Raw genomic sequence first — 23,049 nt, 5'->3', positions numbered from 1 at the left:
TGTTTGGCTTATGTTATGTATAGGGTTCTTCACTGAACATATTTAGTTCGCTTTACTTTCTAATTATTGGTTAAAAAATAAAGTATATCTATCATCGCATTTAAATTATCAAAAATCAAACTTTGTCGTCGAATCGTTTTAATTCCAACAGTTATGAGCGTGTCGCTCTTTGTCTTATAAACTATTTGATTCATTTTTTGCATGTATTTTACAAAATTTAATAAGTGCGGAAATCGTACTTATGAAGGTGTAGAATAGTAATACGGCTTAAGCAATGGTGCGAAGTCAAATATGTTTTCAAGGAGCGCGCATGAGACGAATATACGGAAAGTGTACTGCTTATGCGGTTATTACGCTAGCAATGGCAATAATGCTTAGTGGATGCTCTATAGGAGCGCCAACAAGCAGCGTATCTTCCCAATCCTCATCCAAAAATGGCATAACAGTGTGGGTTATGCAAGACGATTTTACAAAAGAAACACTTAACGCAATCAACAAACAGTTTGAAGCACAAACAGGCGTGCGAGTACATGTACAAGTTCAGCCCTGGGACGGTATTTCTACAAAACTTACAACTGCATTATCTACATCTCGTCCGCCAGATGTTGTTGATATTGGTAATACAAAAATAGCGGATTTTGCAGCAAGTGGAGGATTACTAGATATAACAGAACACGAAAAAATGCTTTCACAAGGTAAACGTTGGCTTAAAGGATTACGAGAGCCAGCTATTTATAAAGATAAGCTGTATGCTGTCCCAGCATTTGCAGCATCTAGAGTTGTTATTTACAACAAACGCATATGGTCTTCAGCTGGAATAACAAATCAGCCAACAACTTTTACTCAGCTGATTTCTGCACTTAACACAATAAAACAAGCTCACAAAAATGAAGCGGATTTTAGTGCAATGTATCTTCCAGGACAGAATTGGTTTGCTGGAATGCAATTTGTTTGGGATTGTGGTGGAAGCTTAGCTTCATTCAATGGAATGCAATGGCATTCGTCTGCAATAAGTAAGAAAACCTTACAAGGACTTAAAAAATGGGCAGATTTTCAAAACGCATTCTCAACAGAAGCATCAAGATCTGCAGAAATAAATAATCCTGATCAAGCGCAAATACTAGCTCAACAAAAAGCTTCAGCAGTATTGACAAATAGTGCAGCTGTTACAAAGGCAATCTCAATTAATCCATCTCTTTCTAGAAAAGATTTTGCCACATTTCCAATGCCAAGCATAAATGGTAAGGGTATACAACCTTCTGTTCTTGCTGGTTCAGACTGGGCAATACCGTCTAGAAGTAGCAACGTTGCGTTGGCATTAAAATGGATACGCATTGCTGCAAGCCCTTTAATTCAGCGTAAGTGGATAGTGGAACACGATGGTTGGCTTCCTAATAGTATTGACTTGTTGGATGAATATTTACATTCTCGCGATTTAGACGAGGTGCAAAAAGGATTCTTCGAAACAGCTAGAGTATCTCAATCAACTCCTGCAGCTCCTGGATGGTCAACTATCGAAGCAGATGGTTCTCTCAAAGAATTATTCGCTTCATCTGCTATGTCTGCAAAATCTGTTTTGCAAGCAGCACGCGTATTTCATGACCATGCACAAGAGATTTTCTCTCATAATCAGGTTGGTGGTGACTTATGAGGCTCCTAAAAGTTAGCAAAAATTATAGTAGTAAATCTGCTAGTAAATCTGCTAGTAAAAGTGCTAGTAAAATAGTTCCAGCTCTAATGCTACTTCCAGCTTGCATATTACTTATAGTGTTGGTTATTTTGCCTCTACTTATGCTTGTTGTAGCATCTCTTAGCAATTTTAATGCTAGATCGTTGTTCACTGGAGAATTCGAATTCGTTGGTATTCAGCAATATTTAACTCTTTTTGCAGACAAAGGATTCTACTATTCTCTAGGAATCACAATTGCTTTTGCTGCATTTCTCGTTATTACTAGCGTGCTCATAGGGATGTGGGTTGCGCAAACCATGTTTAAACAATCTGCAGTAGTAAGGGTGATTATGTCCATTGTTCTTGTAGCTGCATGGGCAATGCCTAATGTTGCTGCTGCATTAGTGTTTAAATGGATGTTTCAACCTGGTTATGGAGTAGTAGGTTGGCTGTTAACTCAGTTAAAAATTTTTGGCAATATTCGCAATCTTTCGTGGACTAGTAACACGAATTTAGCTTTTTGCTGTATTGGATTAATAATCGTATGGCAGGCTGTTCCATATATTGCTATTACCTTATATGCGGCACAAAAGCAGATTGCTCCTGAATATGCTGAGGCTGCGGCAGTTGACGGAGCTTCAAAAACGCGTATATATTGGCAAATTACAGTACCTATATTGGCTCCACAATTAACGGCTATAACCATACTTTCTTGCATATGGGATTTCAACGTATTTAATCAAATATGGTTACTTACTCAGGGCGGTCCTCGTGAATCTACTGCAACCGTTGGAGTTTTTACATATAAGAAAGCATTTATTAATTTTTCTATTGGACAAGGCTCTGCAATAAGCGTGGTAACTACTCTGATACTCTTTTTTGCCACGGTTTACTATATTAGACGACTTCTAAAGAATGGTGATGAGCTATGAAGATAGTTACCTTATTGGATTTGCTTCGTAGGCGCGTTACATTGAATAAAATTATTAACACGTTGCTTGCTTTTGTGTTTATTATTGTATGGATTTTCCCCGTGTATTGGATGTGTGTTACGGCATTTTCACCTCGAAACGAAGTTCTACAATCCAAGCCAACTTTGTTACCAAGTCACTGGTCGTTTGAACATATGCATGATGCTTTTTCTTCTGATTCAATGCTTTCATATGCTTGCAATAGTCTGTTGGTAACAGTGTTGAGTGTAGTTATTGCGGTTATTGTAGCGTTTTTGGCTTGTGCTGCTTTAACTATGCACGCGTTTGCTGGCAGAAAGCTTATTATGGCTGCTGTGATTGTTGTGCAAATGATTCCAGCAACAGCAATTCTTATACCACAATTCATTGTTTTCAATCGTTTTGGAATGCTTGATACTTACGTTGGTTTAGTTTTAGCTTATGTTACTGCTGTGCTTCCAGTGGCAATTTGGAATTTGCGAGGATTTTTCTTGGCTATGCCAATGTCTATTTTTGAATCAGCTCGTGTTGAAGGTGCTAGTGAATGGCAAATTTTGTGGAGGATTACATTTCCGCTTGCAGCTCCAGGGATTATCGCAACATCAGTATTTGCTTGTATTCACGCATGGAATGATTATTTAATAGCGTATACTTTTATGAAAACTCAAGAAAAATACACTCTTCCTGTATGGTTGGCGTCATTTGCTACACCTTCAGGAGTTGATGTTGGTGCTCAGATGGCTGCATCTCTGATTTTCTCTGTGCCAGTGATTGTTTTCTTCTTGATTATTCAACATGGTCTTACGTTTGGTTCTATGCAAGGCGCAATAAAATGATAAAAATAAATAATTACCTAGTGTGGGAATCTTAGGAGAAACAAAGAATGAAAGACTCTGATGATTCGCGTAATAGATTGATCTCATTTACGCCAGAAGATATTCGTAAGAAGAATCGTTGTAATGTTTTAAATCTTCTTTACTCAAATTATATTCTTTCGAGATCTGATGTGGCAAAATTAACTGGTATATCTAAATCGTCTGCATCCGCAGTGGTAGAATCCTTGATTTCCGACGGTCTTGTAAAAGAAGGCAAAACAAAGTCTGCAACGTGCCCTGGTAAGCCTGCAGTTTTATTGCATTTATGCGAGAATTCTAGGCAAATAATAGTTGTTGACATTGCTGGAGAGAATACGATTGTTGGAGCTATAACAAATCTTGTTGGAAATGTTATAGAGCGTATTCAAACTCCGATTCGTTTAGATGACAAGCTTTCTGTAGATGATATTGTGTCTTTAATCGTTGATTTGCGTAAAAAGACTACGGCACCACTATTGGGAATTGGTATCTCATCTCCTGGAGTTATTGACGATGAAGGGAAAATTCTATCAGCACCTCATCTAGGTTGGAAAAATGTTACACTGGCGGATGATTTGCGAAAAATATTTAATGTTCCGGTTCGTGTTGATAATAATGCTAATGCTGCAGCCTTGGGAGAAAAACAACTTGCTAATGGATCGAGTAATTTAATATACATACAAATCGCTCGTGGTGTTGGTGCAGGAACACTGATTTCTAATAAGATTGTTGACGGCGGAAAATTTACTGCAGGCGAAATTGGACATGTTGTTGTTGATGAAGATGGTCTTTTATGTCGTTGTGGTAAACGAGGATGTTTGGAAACACTTATATCGATTCCGCGTTTGCAACAGCGTATTGCGGATGCTCCATCGGAAAAAGATAGGATTATTACTCAGGCTGGAACTTCTTTGGGTAAGATATTAGCCATTCCTATAGCTATGAATGGTATTGAAGATGTGGTAGTAAATGGTGATAGCAGTATTATTAACGATACTTTTATTGCTAATATGCAGTTTGCGATTAACAGCAGGATTGATAGCAAGCTATTTGGGGCTGTAAGAGTGCGATTCCCAGCATTAGAACAAGATGCGTCATTGCTTGGAGAAAGTGTAGCTGTTATGCGAAGCGAACTTTGTTGATGCGTGTTGATGTATGCATTAGTGTGTTTGTGTGCTTAGTGGTTTTGTGTTAATTGTTGGCTGGTTGGCAATAATGCAAATTTAAATAATTATAAATCATAATGTAAATAGCTCCTTCGTTTATAAACATATGTTGTGATTTAGATTCATATGTTGCGTTTTACGAAGGAGCTATTTTGTTTATGTGTCTTTGTTTATGCGTCTTTATTTTTATGTATCTTGTTTTAGTCTTGCTGCTTCCAAGTATCAACGTCAATATGATGTTCTGGATTTGCTTGCCAAGCTTTCCATGCAGATTCAACTATGTCTTGCACGTTGTATTTTGCATGCCATCCCATTTCTTCGTTGATTCGCTTCGGGCTGCCAATTAGCTGAGGTGGGTCGCCAGCTCTACGATCTAGAATTGCCTCTTTAAATGGCAATTTCGTAACTTTGCGAATCTCTTCAACAATCTGGCGCACTGATGTGCCCTTTCCAGTACCAACGTTAAACGCATCGTACTTGCGCTCGTCGCGATCCAAGTATGATAGTGCAGCAATGTGTGCATCTGCAAGATCGGAAACATGAATGTAGTCGCGAATGCAAGTGCCATCTGGAGTAGGGTAGTCGCTGCCAAAAATTGCAGGCGCTTTGCCTTTCTGTAAACGTTCAAGAAGCATAGGAATAAGGTTCAGTATAGCTGGATCTTCTAGCTCAACAGGTCCGCAGCCTGCAACGTTAAAGTAGCGTAGGGCGCAGAAGCGAATGCCGTATGGTTTTTCACATGCCCGTGCCATCCATTCGTCGAAGAGCTTTGTTTGACCATATGGGTTAATTGGAAGCATTGGTACAACGTCTTCTGGAACAACCTCTACAGGAGGCTCGCCGTATGTTGCAGCACTAGACGAGAACACGAGTTTTTTTGCTCCACTTTGTCGCATAGCTTCTAAAACATTAAGCATGCCGTTTATATTCTGCTGATAGTACCAAAGCGGCTTTTCTACAGATTCCCCAACCTGCTTGCGCGCTGCAAAGTGAATAACGGAGTCAACATTTTCATCCTTCATGATTTGTGCAAGTCGCGCACCAGCGTCTGGAGAAGATATATCCATTCCATAAAGTCGCGCGCCTTCGATGCGAGTTGGTTTGCCATAGCTAAGGTCATCCACTACGACGACGTTTTGCTTGGCTTGATGTAGTGCGTGAACAACGTGTGCGCCAATGTACCCGCATCCACCTGTTACAAGGACTGTCATTTTGAAGCCTTTCTTGCATGTTTTACGCAAAAGTATTGCATAAGATTTGTTATACGAACTTGGTTGTATAAGGTCGCTATATATTTTTTAAGGCAAAAAATCATCATATAAAGCAAAAGCTGAAATAGAAAGATTGAAAAACATACAGATTGTGATATGCACATTTTCCATCAGTTCTGTGTTCATTTTTGCTCATATATGTTATCTTTTGTGATTTTAGTATACAACACTTGCTCGAGAATTTGTACTTTTGCAGCAAATTTTTAGAAGCAATGCGGGAATCGAAGTGCATTCGCGCGTTACGCTTTGAGCGCGAAGGCAGGTATCGCGTCCGTGTTTGTTTCTATTTTGCTAAAAAAGGGAACAAACGCGGGAATCTAGTTGGGTGTGATTGCCTTGTAGCATGGCATTTCGTTTGATGTTGGTTTGTGTTGGCGTGGCGCTGTGTGGCGCTGCGTGGTGTCGGCGTGTTGCGTGTGTGATGTGTGTGGAATGTTGATTTTTCAATGGTTTTATAGTGTTAGTGTTCTTGTCTGAGTAGTTTCCTGAGAAAAGTCTGGGAAAATTCTTTAAAAACCTTGAAATAATGTGTTTTTACGGTTTTATTAGTGTTAATCCACAAATATTATGGTGAAAATAGTTTTTATTGTGGATTAGTTTGTGTGTAACATTATTTTTTTCTGTTTGTTTTATGTGGCTGCCTCTTGACTTTTTTAAACGGGGGGGGGGGTATGTTAATAACAGCTGCTAGCTAGATGCTCTAGATGGTGGTTATCCACAATATTTCGGAAATGTTGTTGGATGTTTAAAATTTCTCTTCGCGTGTTTTACGTGGAGGAGAAGAAGAAAGGAAATTAAAATGATGAATAAGAAGGCTATCGCCGCTTTCGCTGCTGGCGCTACTTTGCTTGCCGGCTTCGCAATGGCAACCCCAGCATTCGCTGGTGCTAAAGGTGATGCTCTTGCTGATGCTGTACAAATTCATGAGGCTAACAAGACTCTTCGTGAAAGCCAGCGTGCTGTGAGAACTGCAGAGATAAGTTTGGTCAAGCTTCAAAGCGCCCAAGCTGCAGCTAAGACGGCTTATGAGAATGCTAAAACCAAGTTTGATGCTGCTAAGAAGGCTGCAGAAGCTGCTAAGAAGGCAGTGGAAGATGGCTTGACTGCTTATCTTGGAAAGCATGTTAACGATAAGGATTTCGATAAGACTAAAGCTACTGCAGAATATAAGCAGTCTGAAGAATACAAGAGTTTAGATAAGGCTAATACTGAAGCTGAAGCGAAGCTTAAGGATACAGATGCTGAAGGCAAGACTCTTGAGAAGAAAGCTGAAGATTTGAAGACTGCTCTTGATGCTGCTGATGCTAAGGTTACAGCTCAGACTGAGGCTGTTGCTGCTGCTAAGGCTCAGGTTGAAGCCAATCAGCGTTATTTGAACGCGTTGCGTGGTGTGAATCCAGGCGGTGAGACTAAGCCAGATCAGACTAAGCCTGGTGAGACCAAGCCAGATCAGACTAAGCCAGATCAGACTAAGCCAGATCAGACTAAACCTGTTCAGACTGCTGATCCATCTAAGTCTGCTGCTTCTGCTGAGTTGATGCGTACTCAGGTTGTGCTTGCTGAGGCTGATGCTACTAATAAGGATGCTCAGGATAAGTTTGTTAAGGCTAAGGCTGGTTTTGAGGCTGCTAAGACTCAGATGGCTGCTTTGGATGCTCAGGTGAAGTCTGCTGCTGATCGTGAAGAGGCTCTTCGCGTGGCTGGTAAGACTGATACTGATGCTTACAAGGCTGCTGTTATTGATTTGAAGGCTGCTCAGTCTAGGGCTAATGCTTATAGGACTCATGAGTATGCTGATGCTGAGAAGAATTTCGGAGAGAAGAGTGGTAAGGCTTTGCTTGCTGCTACTGCTTATAATACTGCTCTTGTGAATTATCGTGCTGCTTTTAATAAGGCTGTTGAGGTTGAGGCTTCTGCTGTTAAGGGCTTTGCTGATCCTAACACTTTGAACCCAGTTTCTACTGATTTCCCTGCTGCTCCTGCTGCTGCTAAGGCTGAGGCTAAGAAGGTTGAAGCTAAGGCTGAGGCTAAGGCTCAGGCTGCTGCTCCAGCCGCTGTTGCTGGTAAGGCTGCTGCTAAGGGTGAGCTTGCTGGTATGGGCACCAAGGGTGGCAATGGCCATGGTGGTAAGGCTGGCGAGAAGCTTGGTAATGCTGGTGTTGGTGTTGCTTTGACTGCTTTGGCTGCTTCTATGCTTGCTGGTATGGGTGCTGCTGTTCGCAAGATGCGTCACTAAGTTAAAAAGCACGTTAAGTGTTATCGGTGAGCGTGCTGCGTATTTTTCAGTGCGCTCACTTCTATAATTTTGCTCTCAACTGTGGTAGTTTTCTTTGATTTCTGTCGCAAGTTTTCTTGCAGGATTGCATTACTGGTTTTTACTGTTTTGCTTAATTTCCTTTTTTCGCAGTGGATTCTGGTGATGCTGATCTTGTGAGTTGACTGTTGAGGGTAATTAGCAGTGCTGTTTTTGCTAGGGACAGTAATAGTGCTGTGATTATTAAGGGCTTGGAGATAGATGCTACTAGGGGCGTCAACTCTCCGAGCCTTTTTGTTTTCTTTAAATCTTTTATTTTGGCTTATGACCCTTTTTATTTTCAATTATTGAGCAATTTAATATTTTTGTATGTGTTGTGAGAGTTTAAAAATTTTGTAAAGATTTTGCACCAAAATTGGTGCTTCAATGTTTTTTGTTATATGCTTATATCACAAATAAATCTTAAATCTTAATTTTGAATTAATTGTTATTGCAGATTTTTTATAAAAGGGCGTATATATGGTTTCTGTGAATATTCGAGCACTACGTCGCTCAAAAAAAATAACTCAACAAGAGTTAGCTGAAGCATTAGGAGTATCTCGTAATAGCATTGTGCGATACGAAAATGGTACAAGTGCTATTTCAACTAGGTTAATAGATAAGATTTGTGATAAATTCAAGGTTTCTCTTTTTGATATCGTACATGAAAAAGAATTATCTGCATCTGATAAATACGATTTGAATATGAAGATTGAAGTTTTAAAGGAGCGTGGCGCACTTTTACTGGCTCGTTTATATAAATACGAGGATAGTATGAATATACAATTTGATGATTCTTCTAATGCATGGATTGCAATTAGTGATGATTTATCAGATGTAATTAATACAAAGATTTATACATCTACAAATTTTGAAGATATAAATCGTTATATCGGATATTTAGATGGCATAGAACGCTTGCTTGAATACGTAAGTTGCAATAAAAATAGTTAACAATCTTATAGAAAAATATGGGTAAGTGTGATTTTGCTATGGTTATAGAAGATTTTAGCGAAGAGTATTTTACTCACTGTTTGTTAAGAAATTTACGTTCTTTACAAATGTATAAGCATGCAGATTTGCATCCTAAGGCGGTTTTACTCGGTGGTCAAAGTGGTGCTGGCAAAACGACCATTCATGTAATAAAACAAAAAGAATTTAACGGTAACATAATAATCCTTGATGCTGATAGCTATAGGACTCAACACCCTTATTATTGCGAGTTGCTTGATAAATACGGTAAAGAAAGTGTTAAATATACGAGTGCTTTTTCAGCAAAAATGGTGAGAAGCTTAATTGATGAGTTAAGTTCTAAAAAATATAATCTCATAATTGAAGGTACTTTGCGCAGTGTTGAAGTTCCTAGTAGTACTGCGAAAATGTTGATAGATCGTGGTTACCGTATTTCTCTTGCTGTCATTGCAACAAAACCTGAATTGTCATGGATCAGTACGCTGATTCGCTACAGGGAAATGTATTTGGAAGATCCTAAAAGTGCTAGGGCAACTCCTAAGGATCATCACGACAATATTGTGAACAATATAGTAGATAACTTGTTGAAATTAGAACAATCGAAAATATTTGACAGAATTCAGATTTACAAGCGAGACGAAAAATGTATATATGATTCTGATTCGTATAAAAATAGTCCAAATATTACAGCAGCTAGTGTTCTTAAGGAAGTGCTCTTTGGCAAGAAAACTATTGATGAGAAAAAGTTGATTTGCCACGCTAAGAATAGGTTGAATGAACTAGACAAGTTGATAGATAAAAGTTTGTAGAATTTGCAGAAGCTCGCATTAGTGTGGTTGATTTGCGCGAGTGGGTTATTTTGTAGTATTTTGTTTTTTTTTTATCCCGCATTTGTTCCCATATTTGGCGTTTTGATAAACAAATGCGGGGTAAGAGATAGGCAGAGTGAAGAGTTGTGGGGTAAAAAATTCAGATAAGCGGCAAAAGGTGTGTCAACAACTCGAGTTTTCGTTGAAATATCAAGAAAGACTTGTCGTAGTTAATATAAAAAACGAGCATGTCCACAATAAAAGTGAATATGCTCGTTTTTTTTTTTTAAAATAGTTTAAAATCACCAAAAATAAAGGTTAATAAATCACTAACTTAAGCATTTGGTCTTTTGCCGTGATTTGCTGCCTTTTTGCGGCGTGCCTTGCGCTTACGTCCACGCATACCCATAATAAACTCCTAACGATTAAAATGAACAACCTTAGGGATTATCGCACATTGCCAAGACGTTCAAGCTTTTGTCTTTCACCAGATGTCACATATATGCAGCTATCACATATTCTCAATCAGAGGTGAAATTCTAAATTGGTTAACAACAGTTTCCTGTGGTGCTATAACAGTCAAGTCTGTTCCTGTGTTAAATGCATTCGCATACGCCGTCTGTGGTTCTACAGCAACTCCGCAAGGATGCTTGTCTGCAGGGAAACCAGTTGCAGTGCACACTTGGAATGATGTTACGCTTTTGTCGCCTTTCACCGCTATTTGTAAGTCGTCAGCTCGCGTAAAAATCGCAGTAGTCCACTCATCGTCATCCCTAATTAAATCAGTCCAAGCATCATCAAATGGCTGATTAACTAAAAATGGATTATCGCGTAAATCAAATCGCGTTCCGTCTACGCTTTCTGTACCAACTGGTATTAAACGTTCATTTGCGCGCACATGCGTTTTTGCAGGAAGTTTAAGCTTGCACTTAGAGTTTAGTTGATCAATCTCGTCTCCATGCCCTTGTAATCCGTTGCACAGCCAAGGGTGCATTGCAGCAGCCCATGGAGCATCATCATTGCCATGATTGGTTGTATTCAACGTTAAATGAATCCCATAATCGTCAAGCTCCCAAGTGGCTATTGTAACAATGTCAAAAGGATATCCTTCCATATTTGGTGATCGCCATAAAAGACTCACACTGGATTGTGTAACGCTTAAAGTTTGCCAGTATGAGCGGTATCCGTAGCCGTGTAAAGCTGTGTCTCTATCTCGCTCGTCGATAGGCAGAGTATAAGACGCGTTTTGGAACTTGTAAGACGCTTTATCTACACGATTTGGGAAAGGAATAAGTATTTGTCCATTGTAGCAAGGCGGTAACTCGTCAGCCTCAAATGGCACAACAATATCACTATTTCTCCAAGTAAAATTGCGTAGTGCAGCTCCAAGTTGTGTTATTGTAGCCTTGTAATCTTTGTGGCAAATCGTGTATTGGTTGCCTGTTCGCGGTGGTAGCGAATACGATTTCATAAATCACCCCTATGTGAAAACGTTTTTAATAATACGAATTGTATTACTTAAGCCAATATATCTGCTACGGTTGCGTTAAGCAAGCTAACTAAATCGTTTGGATTTAGAACAACATCAAGACCGCGTTTGCCTCCAGAAACAAGAATCTCATCAAAGTGCATAACACTAGCATCCAGAACGGTTTCGTGATGAGTACGCTGACCAAATGGGCTGATTCCGCCAACCACGTAGCCGCTTTCGCGTTGGGCTACATCTGGGCTTGTCATACTGGCTTTTTTGGCATTTACTGCGCTAGCAATCGCCTTCATACTCAATCTACCGTTTACTGGCACAATCCCAACTACGCGTTTTTCCCCAGTGTCTACCATAAGTGTTTTGCACACTTGTTCAGCATTTACGCCTAATTTTTGCGCTGCTTCCATGCCATACCCATCATCCATGTGGTCTGCATCGTGCTCATAGTCAACAACGCGGAACGTAATTCCAGCGTTTTCTAACTGTGCGATTGCTGGCGTTGCTTTACCTGTCGTAGCATGTTTTTTGCTCATTTTTACCCCCCGTGTGCAAAATGTTTTGCGAAAACCCCCTGCGATGAGTCATCGCAAGGGGTTTATAGCTTTTATTTAAGCTTTATTAGCTTTACCGTGTTTCGCTAACTTTACTCAGCAATCTCAGCGAAGTAAAGCAAGGTGCGAATCATGTTAGCAGTAAAGCCGTACTCGTTATCGTAGAAGGTAACGGTACGAGCCAAAGTTACGCCGTCAACAGTGTTAACATCGGTCTGAGTTGGATCGAAAACGCCACCGTGGGTGTCGCCAATAATATCGGAAGACACAATGCTATCGGCATTGTAACCGAAGTATTCGCAGTTTTCGAATGCCTTCTTAAAGGCTTCGTTGATTTCTTCGGTGGTTGCTGGCTTCTCGAGAACAGTGGTCAACTCGGTAACAGATCCATCTGGAACCTGAATACGCTGAGCATGACCCTGAAGCTTTCCGTTAACCTCTGGAACAACCTTGCCGATTGCCTTAGCAGCACCAGTGGAGTGCTCGATGGTGTTGCAAGCTGCAGAACGGTTGTTGCGTGGCTTGGAGCCGCGTGGGCCGTCGAGAATCATCTGGGTGCCAGTGTAAGCGTGGATGGTGGTCATGAAGCCAGACTTAATACCCCAGTTATCCTGCAAAAGCTTAACCATTGCAGCCATGGAGTTAGTTGTGCAAGAGCCAGCGGACACAATGTTGTCGGTTGGCTTCAAAATGTCTTGGTTCACACCAAACACAACGGTTGGGGTGGTTTCGTCTTTAGCAGGAGCGGAGATAAGAACCTTCTTAGCTCCAGCGTTCAAGTGAGCCTGGGACTTTTCTGCAGAAGTGTAGAAACCAGTGCACTCGAGCACGAACTCAACGCCATCGTTCTTAACCCATGGAATATTGTTTGCGTCTTTTTCAGCGTAAACCTTGTAAGTCTTACCATCTACGACGATTGCGTCTTCTGTGGAGGTAACCTCAACTGGGGTGCCGTCGTCGTGGCGGAAAGTGCCATGAGTGCTGTCGTACTTAAGCAAGTAAGCAAGCATCGAAGGAGTGGTCAGATCGTTGATGGCTGCGACTTCGATATCGCCAGCTTGACCGCCACGAGCCTGAAGCTCAAAAATACGACGGAATGCCAAACGGCCGATACGTCCAAAGCCGTTAATACCAATCTTGACTGTCATATGGGATCTCCCTTGAGTGAAACCTTAACGCATAGTTCTAGCGATTTTTCGCGATTTTTAACAATACGTTTTGGTCTTCGTTATTTAAACTAACATGTTCATTTTAATGTGCGGTATGTACGACGCATTACGAGGCATTTTTGCTCTCTACACCGCAAATTTGCGATTATTTACGCTATTTTGATGGCACAGCGAGAGCGCTTGAAATGCTAGTGTTTATATCTCCCAAATCGCCAACTGGCCGCTTAAACCAGCTGACTTGCGGCAGTGGAGCATCTATAGGGAATGTGATTACAAGAGTGCCTTCATGAACGTCAATATGTGCAGGAGTATCGTTTAGTAACTCGTTGCTTAAGCCTTGAACGGCATCACCATACATAGTTGCGTGCTGAAGTTGATATTTAAGACCAATCTCGTTTACATCGCTAGAAACGGGCGTGTGTGAGAACACAGAAACCATGCGGCCTTCGTGACCATTAGATGCAGGAAAGTCAAGAGAACCGTTGTGAATTGCTGTAACAATCGTGCCGTCTCCATACAAGAATCCAATTCCGCCTCTAACGGCAAGTCGAACCATAAGCTGAATATTGGAAATCGTGTGATCGACGCGACCGCCTAAGCCGCCAAAAATATGGAATTCTCTAGAACCTTTAGCCCAGCCAACTTTAAGAGCAGAAAGCAAATCTGGATCATCTTTTTCGGCGGGAAGTCGCGTAATGGCAGCATCTGTTGGAAGCTTTAAGCGCACAGAATCAAAGTCACCAATTAGAGCATCAACATGCAAGCCGAGTCTGCACGCATGATCCCAGCCACCATCTGCCGCAATAGTTAAAGCGCGATCAGGAACATGTTCGCGCGTATGGTCGTAATAATCTCCAGCTGCTAAAACAACGCAGCGCTTTAAAGGCTCCATAGTCTCATAATATCGCGCGCGTGGAATTGCGTTTATTTTGCGTGTTTTACTGCGATTTGTTTAGTATTTTTGAGCACGGTTGATTATTGGCATTGATTAATGTCAAGGCTCCAAGTAGAATAGACATTTGGCTTGAGTAATCAAGAAAGTGGTATATCCCACCTGGAAGCCCAAAGTGGTTTCGGGTTCATGACTTCGGTCACGTGGCATTTATTTATTGCTACAAAGCCGCACGGCTATGAATTTAGGTTGCGTGCTTATTTTGATTGATGTGTGAACTTGAATTTATCTTTGCCTTTTGGTGTGCTGTTCCACTGTTTTAACAAGGATTGGAGTCATCATTAGCGACGAACCACGCATTAACGAAGAGATTCGCGTCTCCCAGGTACGCCTTATCGGTCCGAAAGGCGAGCAAGTGGGGGTCATCGCGACCTCGGTAGCGTTGAACCTGGCAAAGGAAGCGAACCTCGATCTCGTCGAGGTGGCACCTACTGCTAAGCCTCCTGTAGCCAAGCTTATTGACTACGGTAAGTACAAGTACAACGAGAAGATTAAGGCTCGTGAAGCGCGTCGTAATCAAAGCACAGCTGAGATTAAGGAAATTCGTTTCCGACTCAAGATTGATGATCATGATTTCGACGTTAAGAAGGGTCATGTTCTTCGATTCCTAAATGGCGGCGATAAGGTTAAAGTCACCATTATGCTGCGTGGTCGCGAGCAATCGCGTCCTATCGGCGGAGTTGAGTTATTGCGTAGGCTTGCAGATGAGGTTTCCGAAAGTGGAACTATTGAGTTTGCCCCTAAGCAGGAGGGTCGTAACATAATAATGACTCTCGCTCCTAAGGGCAAGAAGATTCATACTCAGTCTGAGCAGCGTCGTAGAGGCGCTGAATCGCGCGCAGAACGTCAGGCTCGCCAGGCAGCGCGTCTTGCAGCAAAGCAAGGAACTCAGGATGCGGCAGCAGTCGCAGCACAAGCTTCTGTAGAATCTGATCAGAATCATAAGGAGGGCAGCAATGCCGAAGATGAAAACTAATTCCGCAGCGTCCAAGCGCGTTCGCCTTACCGGCACTGGTAAGGTAATGCACGATGGTAGCGCAATGCGCCACAACTTGGAGCATAAGTCTGCTCGCAAGCGTCGTGCTTTGTCTGCAGATAAAGTTTTGGCTACAGCACAGAGCAAGAATTTGAAGGGCTTGCTGGCTAAGTAAGTTGCAGTAAAGCGAAGACGCAATTAAAGATTTTTTAAGAAAGCTGAGGAATACTTATGGCACGAGTAAAGCGCGCAGTTAATGCTCACAAGAAGCGTCGCGTTGTTCTTGATAGGGCTTCGGGTTATCGCGGTCAGCGTTCCCGTCTTTATCGTAAGGCAAAGGAACAGCTGCTTCACTCATTTACTTACAACTTCCGCGACCGCAAGGCTCGCAAGGGCGACTTCCGCAAGTTGTGGATTCAGCGTATTAACGCTGCAGTTCGCGCAGAAGGAATCACCTACAACCGCTTCATTCAGGGCTTGCGTTTGGCTGGCATCGAATTGGATCGCCGCGCTTTGGCTGAGCTCGCTGTTAGCGACGTTGAAACCTTCAAGGCAATCGTTGAAGCTGCTAAGGCTGCTTTGCCAGCTGATGTGAATGCTCCAGTAGAAGCCTGATTTAGTTTGATTTAGCCTGTTCGGTCTGACTATTCTAGCTAAGCTGACTAGTCAGGCTAAATAGATTAGGCTGAATAGATTAAGCTAAATAGATAGTTTAGCTAGGTTTTTATATTAAACCCGCCCATTGTGGCGGGTTTTTGTATAAGTATTTTGCATATGTATTATGTATGTTGCGTTTTATACATAACGGGCAATAGTATAAGCATTGAGCAAAAACCAGCGCTTTACTAGATCGAAACAGATCAGGTGACGTGCTGATGAGTCGCCAGCAACCGTCGGTCGGTAAGGGTTTTGCGCCTAATAAAAATAAAAAATAAAAAAATAATAAGACCAATAAAAGAGAAAAATCGCCAATAGGAGTGATTATGAACACCACTAATCATGATGAAAACAAAGCCGTAATCACCGTAGTAGGCAAAGATGCCGTAGGAATCATAGCCAAAGTAACATCACATTTAGCAAGCCGCAAAGCGAATATCCTAGACATATCTCAAACAATCGTCAATGGCTTTTTTAACATGATGATGATTGTAGACGTAAATGAAATAAGCGTAGAATTTGGCGAATTAGCGGAAGAACTAGCAAAACTAGGCGAAGAAATCGGCGTTCGCATACACTGCCAGCGCGCGGAAATTTTTACAAACATGCACAGAATCTAGGTATTAGTAGGAGAAACCCATGCTAAACATTATGGAAGTGAGCGAAACAAACTCAATGATCGAGCAAGAAAAACTCGACGTTAGAACCATAACAATGGGAATAAACCTGCTAGATTGTACGGACTCGAACATGCAAAAAGTGTGCGAAAACGTGTACAACAAAATTACGCGCATTGCAAAAGACTTAGTCAGCACGGGCTGCGCGATTGAACGCGATTACGGAATTCCTATTGTGAACAAGCGTATAACCGTAACACCAATAAGCCTAGTTGGAGCTTCTGCGTGCAAAAGCCCAGACGATTTTGTGCAAATTGCGCACGCGCTAGACAGAGCAGCTAAAAAAGTTGGAGTGGATCTAATCGGCGGATACTCAGCGCTGCCTGCAAAATCCATGACAACAGCCGACCGCATGCTTATAGAATCATTGCCAAAAGCCTTGAGTGAGACAGATATTGTGTGCTCAAGCGCAAACGTAGGTTCCACACGCACTGGAATTGACATGGATTGCGTGGAGTTACTTGGGCGAGTAATCAAACAAATCGCACAGGCAACTGCAGACCGAGACTCCTACGGATGTGTGAAGTTCGTAGCATTCTGCAACGCTCCAGACGATAATCCGTTTATGGCAGGTGGATTCCACGGCGTAACAGAAGGAGACGCTGTGATAAACGTTGGCGTATCTGGACCAGGCGTGGTTTCGCGCGCGCTAGACGAGGCGCGCGGGAAGGATTTTGCGTTCTTGTGCGAAACGATTAAGCGCACGGCTTTTAAGATTACGCGAGTAGGCCAGTTGGTTGCGCAAGAGGCATCTAGAAGGCTAGGGGTGCCATTTGGCATAATCGACTTGTCGCTTGCGCCAACACCAGCCGTGGGAGACTCCGTAGGCGAAGTCTTAGAAAAAATCGGACTTTCTACTGTTGGCGCTCCTGGCACAACAGCCGCTCTTGCAATGCTTAATGATCAAGTTAAAAAAGGCGGAATAATGGCTAGCAGCTACGTTGGTGGGCTTTCTGGCGCGTTTATACCTGTTTCGGAAGACGCAAACATGATTGCTGCGGCAAAGTCAGGCTGCCTTAGAATAGAAAAGCTAGAAGCAATGACGTGTGTATGCTCTGTAGGCTTAGACATGATTGCAATTCCTGGAAGCACAACAGCTGCAACAATATCTGGAATGATAGCGGATGAGGCAGCAATAGGAATGATAAATCAAAAAACAACTGCTGTGCGCATAATCCCTGTAGAAGGGAAAAGCGTTGGGCAAATGGCCAATTTTGGCGGTTTAATGGGGTATGCTCCGATTATGCCAGTAAACACCGAAAGCTGCGAGGAATTCGTTTCGCGCGGTGGGCGAATTCCAGCGCCTGTGCATAGCTTTAAAAATTAGGGCGATGTCGTCTAAAAGTGACGACGTCTAAAATTGTGTGAATATCTGTGAATATTTATGAATATTTATGAAAGGGTTTCTATGATAGAAAAAACTACTCCGTTAAGCAACGAAAATCTTGCTAACGCGCTTAAAAAAATAGGCGAAAGTCAAAATCATGTTGCTGTACTAGGTTCCATGAACGCAGATTACACAATAGTTGCCGACCGTCTTCCAAATCCTGGAGAAACTGTAAACGGAAGTGATTTGCGAGTACTACCAGGAGGAAAATCTGGGAATCAAGCCGTTTCTGCAGCAAAAATCGGCGCGAATGTGCAAATGTTTGGTGCTGTAGGCAGCGACGAAAACGCAGAATTCCTTCTTAACACGCTAGAATCTGCAGGTGTAGACACGTCTAAAATTTTACGTGTAGAAGGCATAAAAAGTGGCGCAACAGTAATAACAGTAGATGCAAAAGCTGGCGAAAACACAATCGTCTATGCTCCAGGTTCTAATGCAAAAGTAAGTGTGGAATATATTAGTCAAGAAGATGTTAAGAAGGCTATTAGCAGTGCAAGCGTTTTAGGATTGTGCCTTGAAAGCCCAATGGAAACTGTAACGGAGGCTGCAAAAATTGCGCGCACAGCTGGTGTAAAAGTTTTACTTAATAATTCGCCGTTTGTAAACACGCTTCCAAGTGATCTGATTGAAAACGCAAGCATACTGCTTGTAAACGAGCATGAAATGGCGCAATTGCTTAAAATTCACGAGCCAGAAGATGGCAATTGGGATGATTTTGACTGGTTTGATGCGGCGCGCATTATGCACGAGTATGGTTTCGACGAGGCAGTTGTGACTCTTGGTGCAGAAGGCTCTGTTGTTTTAGATTACAATGCGGAAGATGGTAAAAAGGCTGTTCGTATATGCCCGCAAAAAGTTTCTGCAGTAGACACCACGGGATGCGGTGACGCATTTATGGGAACCGTTTTGGCAGGACTTGCAGCTGGATTTAGTTTAGCTCAAAGTGCGCAAGTGGCAACATATGTTTCTGCGTACGCAGCAACAGGATTTGGAGCGCAATCGTCTTACGGCAGCGCGCAACAGGTGGTTCGTGCGTTTGAGTAGTGGCGCTGTATGCTGATAGACTAGGTTAGTATGCGTTTTTACCGATTTTGCAAATGGGAAGGCAGATATGTCAACAATTCTTGAAGGCACTCCAAAAAAGCAAATGATGCTAGTAACGGGTAGAGCATATCCGCAACTTGCGGAAGAAACTGCCAAATACCTTGGAATAGACGTTCTAGAAACAACTGCCTACGATTTTGCAAACGGAGAAATGTATGTGCGCTTTACGCAGCCAGTTCGAGGTGCAGACGTTTTTGTTTTGCAAGCGCACACCGATCCAATCAACAATTGGATTATGGAACAGCTACTTATGGTTGACTCTTTAAGGCGAGCATCCGCTAGAAGCATAAACGTTGTAGCACCTTTCTTTGGGTATTCGCGTCAAGATAAAAAGCATCAAGGTCGTGAGCCAATTACAGCGCGGCTTATGTTTGACTTATTCCGTTCCGCTGGAGCTAAAAGGATTCTTACCGTTGACATGCACGCGGCTCAAGAGCAGGGATTCTTCGACGGACCTGTAGACCACTTAACAGCAATGCCAGTGTTGATTGATTACGTTCGTAACACTATGAGCCTAGAAAACACTACGATTGTTTCTCCAGACGCTGGACGAATCAAGGTTTCGGAGCAGTGGGCCGCAAAGCTTGGTGGATTGCCGTTAGCGTTTATTCACAAAACTCGAGATACAACAAGGCCAAATCACGCGGAAGCGCACGGAATTATTGGCGATATTCAAGACAGAGATTGCATTGTTGTAGACGATATGATTGACACGGCCGGCACGATTTGCGAAGCTGTTCGCACGCTTAGAGGAGCAGGTGCGAAGTCTGTTACTTTGGTGGCAACTCATGCGCTTCTTTCAGGACCTGCCGTAGAGCGACTTAAAGGTTGCGGAGCTCGCGAAATCATTTTGACAGACACTGTTCCTGTTCCAGAAGAAAAGCGCTTAGAGAATATGACGGTTCTTTCGATTGCACCTCTTCTTGCTGCTGGAATTAGGTCTGTGTTCAGGTCTGGATCGCTTGTTTCGCTTAGAAACGCACTTCCAGAAGACATGAAGCACAGAAATATTTACGCTCATTAGTGTTGTTGATTAGCTGCGCGGTGGCGAGTCGCCAGCATGATGTAGACTTAATAGGTTGTTCGTAAAATTAAATATGCAAAAAATATTGCGTAATAACTTAATTTGCGAACGATTTGCAAACACACTCCTGCTGTGGAAATTCCACAGCCGAATAGTCCGAAGGAGGTGGGTGATGTCTGCACATAAGTATGAACTGATGTTCATTGCCGATCCAGAGCTTGATGAGCGCGGTCTTAAGAAGTTGACCGAGCAGTATCTTGAGCTTGTCACCAAAGAGGGCGGTTCCGTTGACGGTACCGACTACTGGGGTCGTCGTAAGCTTGCCTATGAGATTGACGGCAAGACTGAAGGCAACTACGTTGTAGTGAATTACACTGCTGAGCCAGCTCTTAGCGACGAGCTTGACCGTGTTTTGAATCTTAACGAATCTGTAGTCCGCACGAAGATTCTTCGCAAGGACGCAAAGTAAAGTCAAAATAAAGTTGGATTTTTGTTCTAAAATCTCAAAGTAAGAAAAGTCTTAAAGTAGGGAATGAGGCTGCAATGGCTGGAGAAACTGTTATAACGGTGATTGGAAATTTGGCTAAAGAGCCAGAAACTGCCACCAGTTCTAACGGCAGTGTTAGAACTTCTTTCACAATTGTGTCTAATTCTTCGACTTTTGACAGAAGAACAAATAGCTACATTAATGGCACACCATTATCGCTTAGATGTGTTGCATGGGGAGACTTAGCTGAGCATTGCGCGCAAACGCTTACAAAGGGAATGCGTGTTATTGTTCAGGGCAGATTGCGTGCAAACAACTACGTTGATAAAAACAGCAACGAAAAGCGATACAGCATCGATTTGATGATTGATGAAATTGGGCCATCCCTGCGATTTGCTACTGCTCAAGTTAATCGTTTGAGCTCTAAAGGCGGTTTTGCTGGGAACAATAATGGATTCAATCAGGGCGCTGGTGCTGGAGCTGGTATGAATGCTGGTGGATACACTGGCGGTTATGCTGGCGGCGCGAATTATGCGAATAGTGCGGCTGCTGGTGCTGGAATGAATGCGCAAAATGGCGCTAATCAGGGCGTAAACGTTGAAGACCCGTGGAGTGCTTCTGCTCCATCAAATGGCGGATTTGCAACGTTTGGAGCCAGCTCCGATTTTGGTGGATCAGACGAAGAGCCAGAGTTCTAGTTTACTAGCTTACTAGGCGAGATAATGGCGGTTAATCCGCGGTTGCTTGCGACTATCTAGTTGGGCGCTTGTTAGTCTAATCTAAAACATAATTTAGAATTTGATTTAAAATCTAACTAAAAATTGACTTTTATAAACTTAAAAACATCAGTTTAGCGTGTAAACAAAAATAAATGTTTATAACGCATTTGAGAGAGGACATCCTATGTCACGTAAGAGGCCGCAACCACCGGTCAAGCCTTTCAAAAAGAAGCCAAATCCTTTGAAGGCTGCCAAGATTACTGAAATTGATTACAAGGACGTTGCTTTGTTGCGTAAGTTCGTTTCGGACCGCGGCAAGATTCGTTCCCGTCGTATTACTGGTGTAACCGTACAGGAACAGCGCAAGATCGCGAAGGCAGTTAAGAACGCTCGCGAAATGGCTTTGCTCCCATACGCCACCACTGGTCGCTGATTGAGAGGATAAGAACATGGCAGAAACCAAGGTTATTCTCACCAAGACCGTTGCAAACTTGGGTCACTCTGGTGACGTTATTACTGTTAAGGCTGGTTACGCACGTAACTACTTGATTCCACAAGGCTTAGCTTTTGCATGGAATAAGGGTGCTGCTTCCCAGATTGAAGCAATGCGCCGCGCTCGCTTGGCTAAGGCTGTTGCCACTCGCGAAGAGGCTGTTGCAGCTAAGGCCGCAATCGAAGGCGCTGTTGTAGAAATCGCCGCTAAGGTGAGCGAGTCTGGCAAGCTCTTCGGTGGTATTTCCGCCGATAAGATTGCTGCTGCTTTGGCACCAAAGGCCGCCGTTGAAGCACGCGCTATTAGCGTTGCTGCAATCAAGACCACTGGCGAATTCCCAGCAACTGTGGCTCTTCACCCAGAAATCAGCGCTTCCTTTACTGTTAAGGTTGTAGCTGAGTAGTTAAACGTGTTCCAGCTTCCCACGCGAGTGTTGCGAGTTTTGTAGGATTTGCGTTGTATTTGCGTTGGGAGGCAATCCATTTGGATTGATCTTAAGCATTGGCTCTGTGTGAGTTGTGGCGAGTTTTACTTGCTGTGACTCACACAGAGCTTTTTATTATTCTGCGTGCGAATCGACCTGCCTGAGCGCTTTGTGCTTTTCCCAAGATTTGTTACATATGTCTCGCTCGTGAGGCATTTGTAACGTTTTTTGACCCAAATTCGTTATATTTGCATCATTGATGAGATATTTGTAACGTTTTTTGGCTTAATTTCGTTAGATTTGTCTCGCTCGTGATGCAAATATAACGCGAGCGATATTACCCATTTGTTGTTGCGCGAGGTTTGATGTATTTCTCTCCTCGCAAGTCCCGTCGCTACGCTCCTCTTTTATTGCTCGTATAGAAATACATCAAACCTTCTGAATATCTAGGACTTTTGCGTGGTTTTTATCACCGATATTCGAGATTTTTCTTCTTCATTCGATGAATCACCATCGGAGGACTGCGAATCGACTTGCATGAGCGCTTAAAGCGTAGCGCGCGAATGCACTTCGATTCGCTGAGCTTGCTCAAAGTTGAAAGCACAGTGTGCTTTCAACGCAAGCGAAGACGTGAGCGCGCTGTAACGCGCGAGCGATACATCTCATTCAGTGCGAAAAATCTCGAATCTCTACCTTGCTTTGCGCAGTCTCGCGCGCGGTTTCCCGCGTTTGTAGTTCTAATCGACGTGTTGAGCTACAAAGTGCGGAAAAAGTTGACGCACTTTGTACCAAATTTGATCTAAATCACGTACAAAAAGCGGAAAAAGTTGATGCTTGCGGCGAACGAAAACCCACTACAGAGGGTCTAAAAATGTGATTTGTATCATAACAAATGTTTAGATTGGTTAATGAAAAGTTGTGAAAAAACGCCCCTATTCAAAATATTTACAAAAAAATAT

General features: G+C 42.6%; 24 protein-coding genes. 18 read left to right on the top strand and 6 right to left on the bottom strand.

Annotated elements, in window-relative coordinates; translation table 11 throughout:
* Positions 1 to 310: 310 nt before the first annotated feature.
* From GAVG_RS04980 to GAVG_RS04965, 4 genes are read left to right on the top strand one after another with little or no spacing between them, the layout of a single operon-like run.
* Entirely contained in the window at positions 311 to 1,651 is a 1,341-nt protein-coding gene (locus GAVG_RS04980) for an extracellular solute-binding protein (protein WP_009994219.1), read from the top strand.
* On the top strand, positions 1,648 to 2,601 hold the full coding sequence (locus GAVG_RS04975) for a carbohydrate ABC transporter permease (protein WP_009994218.1): 954 nt from the start codon (positions 1,648 to 1,650) through the stop codon (positions 2,599 to 2,601). Before GAVG_RS04980 ends, GAVG_RS04975 begins: the two co-directional genes overlap by 4 nt.
* On the top strand, positions 2,598 to 3,455 hold the full coding sequence (locus GAVG_RS04970) for a carbohydrate ABC transporter permease (protein WP_004113011.1): 858 nt from the start codon (positions 2,598 to 2,600) through the stop codon (positions 3,453 to 3,455). Before GAVG_RS04975 ends, GAVG_RS04970 begins: the two co-directional genes overlap by 4 nt.
* Positions 3,456 to 3,502: 47 nt before the next feature.
* Complete coding sequence (locus tag GAVG_RS04965; protein WP_004113009.1) at positions 3,503 to 4,615, top strand: ROK family transcriptional regulator; 1,113 nt, start codon at positions 3,503 to 3,505, stop codon at positions 4,613 to 4,615.
* Positions 4,616 to 4,839: 224 nt separating this feature from the next.
* Here GAVG_RS04965 and galE read toward each other — a convergent pair whose 3' ends face one another.
* Positions 4,840 to 5,850, bottom strand: coding sequence for a UDP-glucose 4-epimerase GalE (gene galE / locus GAVG_RS04960; protein ID WP_004116755.1), 1,011 nt, complete (start codon positions 5,848 to 5,850; stop codon positions 4,840 to 4,842).
* 859 nt (positions 5,851 to 6,709) lie between these two features.
* On the opposite strand from galE, the gene GAVG_RS04955 reads away from it, so the two are divergent.
* The 3 genes from GAVG_RS04955 to GAVG_RS04945 all read left to right on the top strand — a co-directional run bounded on the left by GAVG_RS04955 (position 6,710) and on the right by GAVG_RS04945 (position 9,984).
* On the top strand, positions 6,710 to 8,146 hold the full coding sequence (locus tag GAVG_RS04955; protein WP_009994216.1) for a hypothetical protein: 1,437 nt from the start codon (positions 6,710 to 6,712) through the stop codon (positions 8,144 to 8,146).
* Between the two features lie 537 nt (positions 8,147 to 8,683).
* Complete coding sequence (locus GAVG_RS04950; RefSeq protein ID WP_004113003.1) at positions 8,684 to 9,157, top strand: helix-turn-helix transcriptional regulator; 474 nt, start codon at positions 8,684 to 8,686, stop codon at positions 9,155 to 9,157.
* Between the two features lie 38 nt (positions 9,158 to 9,195).
* The gene (locus tag GAVG_RS04945) at positions 9,196 to 9,984 is read left to right on the top strand and encodes a zeta toxin family protein (RefSeq protein ID WP_029600575.1); all 789 of its coding nucleotides are present in this window, start codon (positions 9,196 to 9,198) and stop codon (positions 9,982 to 9,984) included.
* A 334-nt stretch (positions 9,985 to 10,318) separates the two neighbouring features.
* Here the strand turns inward: GAVG_RS04945 and GAVG_RS07615 are convergent, their stop codons facing one another.
* The 5 genes from GAVG_RS07615 to GAVG_RS04925 form a co-directional block, all read right to left on the bottom strand.
* Positions 10,319 to 10,393: a 50S ribosomal protein bL37 gene (locus GAVG_RS07615; protein ID WP_369803150.1), complete on the bottom strand. Its 75-nt coding sequence runs from the start codon at positions 10,391 to 10,393 to the stop codon at positions 10,319 to 10,321.
* 102 nt (positions 10,394 to 10,495) lie between these two features.
* Positions 10,496 to 11,455, bottom strand: coding sequence for an aldose 1-epimerase family protein (locus GAVG_RS04940; protein WP_004112999.1), 960 nt, complete (start codon positions 11,453 to 11,455; stop codon positions 10,496 to 10,498).
* A gap of 47 nt (positions 11,456 to 11,502) precedes the next feature.
* Positions 11,503 to 12,003 (bottom strand): Cys-tRNA(Pro) deacylase, encoded by a 501-nt coding sequence (gene ybaK, locus GAVG_RS04935; RefSeq protein ID WP_004112997.1) that lies wholly within the window; start codon positions 12,001 to 12,003, stop codon positions 11,503 to 11,505.
* Between the two features lie 110 nt (positions 12,004 to 12,113).
* Positions 12,114 to 13,169, bottom strand: coding sequence for a type I glyceraldehyde-3-phosphate dehydrogenase (gene gap, locus GAVG_RS04930; protein WP_004112995.1), 1,056 nt, complete (start codon positions 13,167 to 13,169; stop codon positions 12,114 to 12,116).
* A 175-nt stretch (positions 13,170 to 13,344) separates the two neighbouring features.
* Positions 13,345 to 14,082 (bottom strand): thiamine diphosphokinase, encoded by a 738-nt coding sequence (locus tag GAVG_RS04925; protein WP_004112993.1) that lies wholly within the window; start codon positions 14,080 to 14,082, stop codon positions 13,345 to 13,347.
* A 301-nt stretch (positions 14,083 to 14,383) separates the two neighbouring features.
* Here GAVG_RS04925 and infC point away from each other — a divergent pair, with 301 nt between their 5' ends.
* The 11 genes from infC to rplI all read left to right on the top strand — a co-directional run bounded on the left by infC (position 14,384) and on the right by rplI (position 22,069).
* Positions 14,384 to 15,118: a translation initiation factor IF-3 gene (infC, locus tag GAVG_RS04920; protein ID WP_013399724.1), complete on the top strand. Its 735-nt coding sequence runs from the start codon at positions 14,384 to 14,386 to the stop codon at positions 15,116 to 15,118.
* Positions 15,099 to 15,293, top strand: coding sequence for a 50S ribosomal protein L35 (gene rpmI / locus GAVG_RS04915; protein WP_004112988.1), 195 nt, complete (start codon positions 15,099 to 15,101; stop codon positions 15,291 to 15,293). The genes infC and rpmI overlap by 20 nt, the downstream gene beginning before the upstream one ends.
* 56 nt (positions 15,294 to 15,349) lie before the next feature.
* A complete protein-coding gene (gene rplT, locus GAVG_RS04910) occupies positions 15,350 to 15,733 on the top strand; it encodes a 50S ribosomal protein L20 (RefSeq protein WP_004114536.1) in 384 nt (127 codons plus the stop codon).
* Between the two features lie 368 nt (positions 15,734 to 16,101).
* Positions 16,102 to 16,395: an ACT domain-containing protein gene (locus GAVG_RS04905; protein ID WP_004112985.1), complete on the top strand. Its 294-nt coding sequence runs from the start codon at positions 16,102 to 16,104 to the stop codon at positions 16,393 to 16,395.
* Between the two features lie 19 nt (positions 16,396 to 16,414).
* Positions 16,415 to 17,779, top strand: a complete 1,365-nt coding sequence (locus GAVG_RS04900) for a PFL family protein (protein ID WP_004117303.1) — start codon at positions 16,415 to 16,417, stop codon at positions 17,777 to 17,779.
* An 81-nt stretch (positions 17,780 to 17,860) separates the two neighbouring features.
* Positions 17,861 to 18,883 carry a ribokinase gene (locus GAVG_RS04895; protein WP_009994848.1) on the top strand — a complete coding sequence of 341 codons (1,023 nt, stop codon included), beginning with the start codon at positions 17,861 to 17,863 and terminating at the stop codon, positions 18,881 to 18,883.
* Between the two features lie 67 nt (positions 18,884 to 18,950).
* Positions 18,951 to 19,967: a ribose-phosphate diphosphokinase gene (locus GAVG_RS04890; protein WP_004112979.1), complete on the top strand. Its 1,017-nt coding sequence runs from the start codon at positions 18,951 to 18,953 to the stop codon at positions 19,965 to 19,967.
* 172 nt (positions 19,968 to 20,139) lie between these two features.
* Positions 20,140 to 20,436 carry a 30S ribosomal protein S6 gene (gene rpsF / locus GAVG_RS04885; RefSeq protein WP_004112977.1) on the top strand — a complete coding sequence of 99 codons (297 nt, stop codon included), beginning with the start codon at positions 20,140 to 20,142 and terminating at the stop codon, positions 20,434 to 20,436.
* Between the two features lie 74 nt (positions 20,437 to 20,510).
* Positions 20,511 to 21,152 (top strand): single-stranded DNA-binding protein, encoded by a 642-nt coding sequence (gene ssb, locus GAVG_RS04880; protein ID WP_004112976.1) that lies wholly within the window; start codon positions 20,511 to 20,513, stop codon positions 21,150 to 21,152.
* 205 nt (positions 21,153 to 21,357) lie between these two features.
* Positions 21,358 to 21,606, top strand: a complete 249-nt coding sequence (rpsR, locus tag GAVG_RS04875; protein WP_004105399.1) for a 30S ribosomal protein S18 — start codon at positions 21,358 to 21,360, stop codon at positions 21,604 to 21,606.
* 16 nt (positions 21,607 to 21,622) lie between these two features.
* Positions 21,623 to 22,069: a 50S ribosomal protein L9 gene (gene rplI / locus GAVG_RS04870; RefSeq protein ID WP_004117309.1), complete on the top strand. Its 447-nt coding sequence runs from the start codon at positions 21,623 to 21,625 to the stop codon at positions 22,067 to 22,069.
* Positions 22,070 to 23,049 lie beyond the last annotated feature (980 nt).

This window comes from Gardnerella vaginalis ATCC 14018 = JCM 11026 (genome assembly GCF_001042655.1).
GTDB classification, from domain to species: Bacteria; Actinomycetota; Actinomycetes; order Actinomycetales; family Bifidobacteriaceae; genus Bifidobacterium; species Bifidobacterium vaginale.
This window is presented reverse-complemented; position numbering and strand designations above follow the sequence as displayed.

Coding starts and splice junctions, on each gene's coding strand:
- rpsF (WP_004112977.1), top strand. CDS start 20,140: ATGTCTGCACATAAGTATGAACTGATGTTCATTGCCGATCCAGAGCTT.
- GAVG_RS04980 (WP_009994219.1), top strand. CDS start 311: ATGAGACGAATATACGGAAAGTGTACTGCTTATGCGGTTATTACGCTA.
- GAVG_RS04945 (WP_029600575.1), top strand. CDS start 9,196: ATGGTTATAGAAGATTTTAGCGAAGAGTATTTTACTCACTGTTTGTTA.
- GAVG_RS04955 (WP_009994216.1), top strand. CDS start 6,710: ATGATGAATAAGAAGGCTATCGCCGCTTTCGCTGCTGGCGCTACTTTG.
- rpmI (WP_004112988.1), top strand. CDS start 15,099: ATGCCGAAGATGAAAACTAATTCCGCAGCGTCCAAGCGCGTTCGCCTT.
- galE (WP_004116755.1), bottom strand. CDS start 5,850: ATGACAGTCCTTGTAACAGGTGGATGCGGGTACATTGGCGCACACGTT.
- GAVG_RS04925 (WP_004112993.1), bottom strand. CDS start 14,082: ATGGAGCCTTTAAAGCGCTGCGTTGTTTTAGCAGCTGGAGATTATTAC.
- ybaK (WP_004112997.1), bottom strand. CDS start 12,003: ATGAGCAAAAAACATGCTACGACAGGTAAAGCAACGCCAGCAATCGCA.
- GAVG_RS04965 (WP_004113009.1), top strand. CDS start 3,503: ATGAAAGACTCTGATGATTCGCGTAATAGATTGATCTCATTTACGCCA.
- rplI (WP_004117309.1), top strand. CDS start 21,623: ATGGCAGAAACCAAGGTTATTCTCACCAAGACCGTTGCAAACTTGGGT.
- rpsR (WP_004105399.1), top strand. CDS start 21,358: ATGTCACGTAAGAGGCCGCAACCACCGGTCAAGCCTTTCAAAAAGAAG.
- GAVG_RS04950 (WP_004113003.1), top strand. CDS start 8,684: ATGGTTTCTGTGAATATTCGAGCACTACGTCGCTCAAAAAAAATAACT.
- GAVG_RS04975 (WP_009994218.1), top strand. CDS start 1,648: ATGAGGCTCCTAAAAGTTAGCAAAAATTATAGTAGTAAATCTGCTAGT.
- GAVG_RS04940 (WP_004112999.1), bottom strand. CDS start 11,455: ATGAAATCGTATTCGCTACCACCGCGAACAGGCAACCAATACACGATT.
- GAVG_RS04905 (WP_004112985.1), top strand. CDS start 16,102: ATGAACACCACTAATCATGATGAAAACAAAGCCGTAATCACCGTAGTA.
- rplT (WP_004114536.1), top strand. CDS start 15,350: ATGGCACGAGTAAAGCGCGCAGTTAATGCTCACAAGAAGCGTCGCGTT.
- GAVG_RS04890 (WP_004112979.1), top strand. CDS start 18,951: ATGTCAACAATTCTTGAAGGCACTCCAAAAAAGCAAATGATGCTAGTA.
- GAVG_RS04895 (WP_009994848.1), top strand. CDS start 17,861: ATGATAGAAAAAACTACTCCGTTAAGCAACGAAAATCTTGCTAACGCG.
- GAVG_RS04970 (WP_004113011.1), top strand. CDS start 2,598: ATGAAGATAGTTACCTTATTGGATTTGCTTCGTAGGCGCGTTACATTG.
- GAVG_RS04900 (WP_004117303.1), top strand. CDS start 16,415: ATGCTAAACATTATGGAAGTGAGCGAAACAAACTCAATGATCGAGCAA.
- gap (WP_004112995.1), bottom strand. CDS start 13,169: ATGACAGTCAAGATTGGTATTAACGGCTTTGGACGTATCGGCCGTTTG.
- ssb (WP_004112976.1), top strand. CDS start 20,511: ATGGCTGGAGAAACTGTTATAACGGTGATTGGAAATTTGGCTAAAGAG.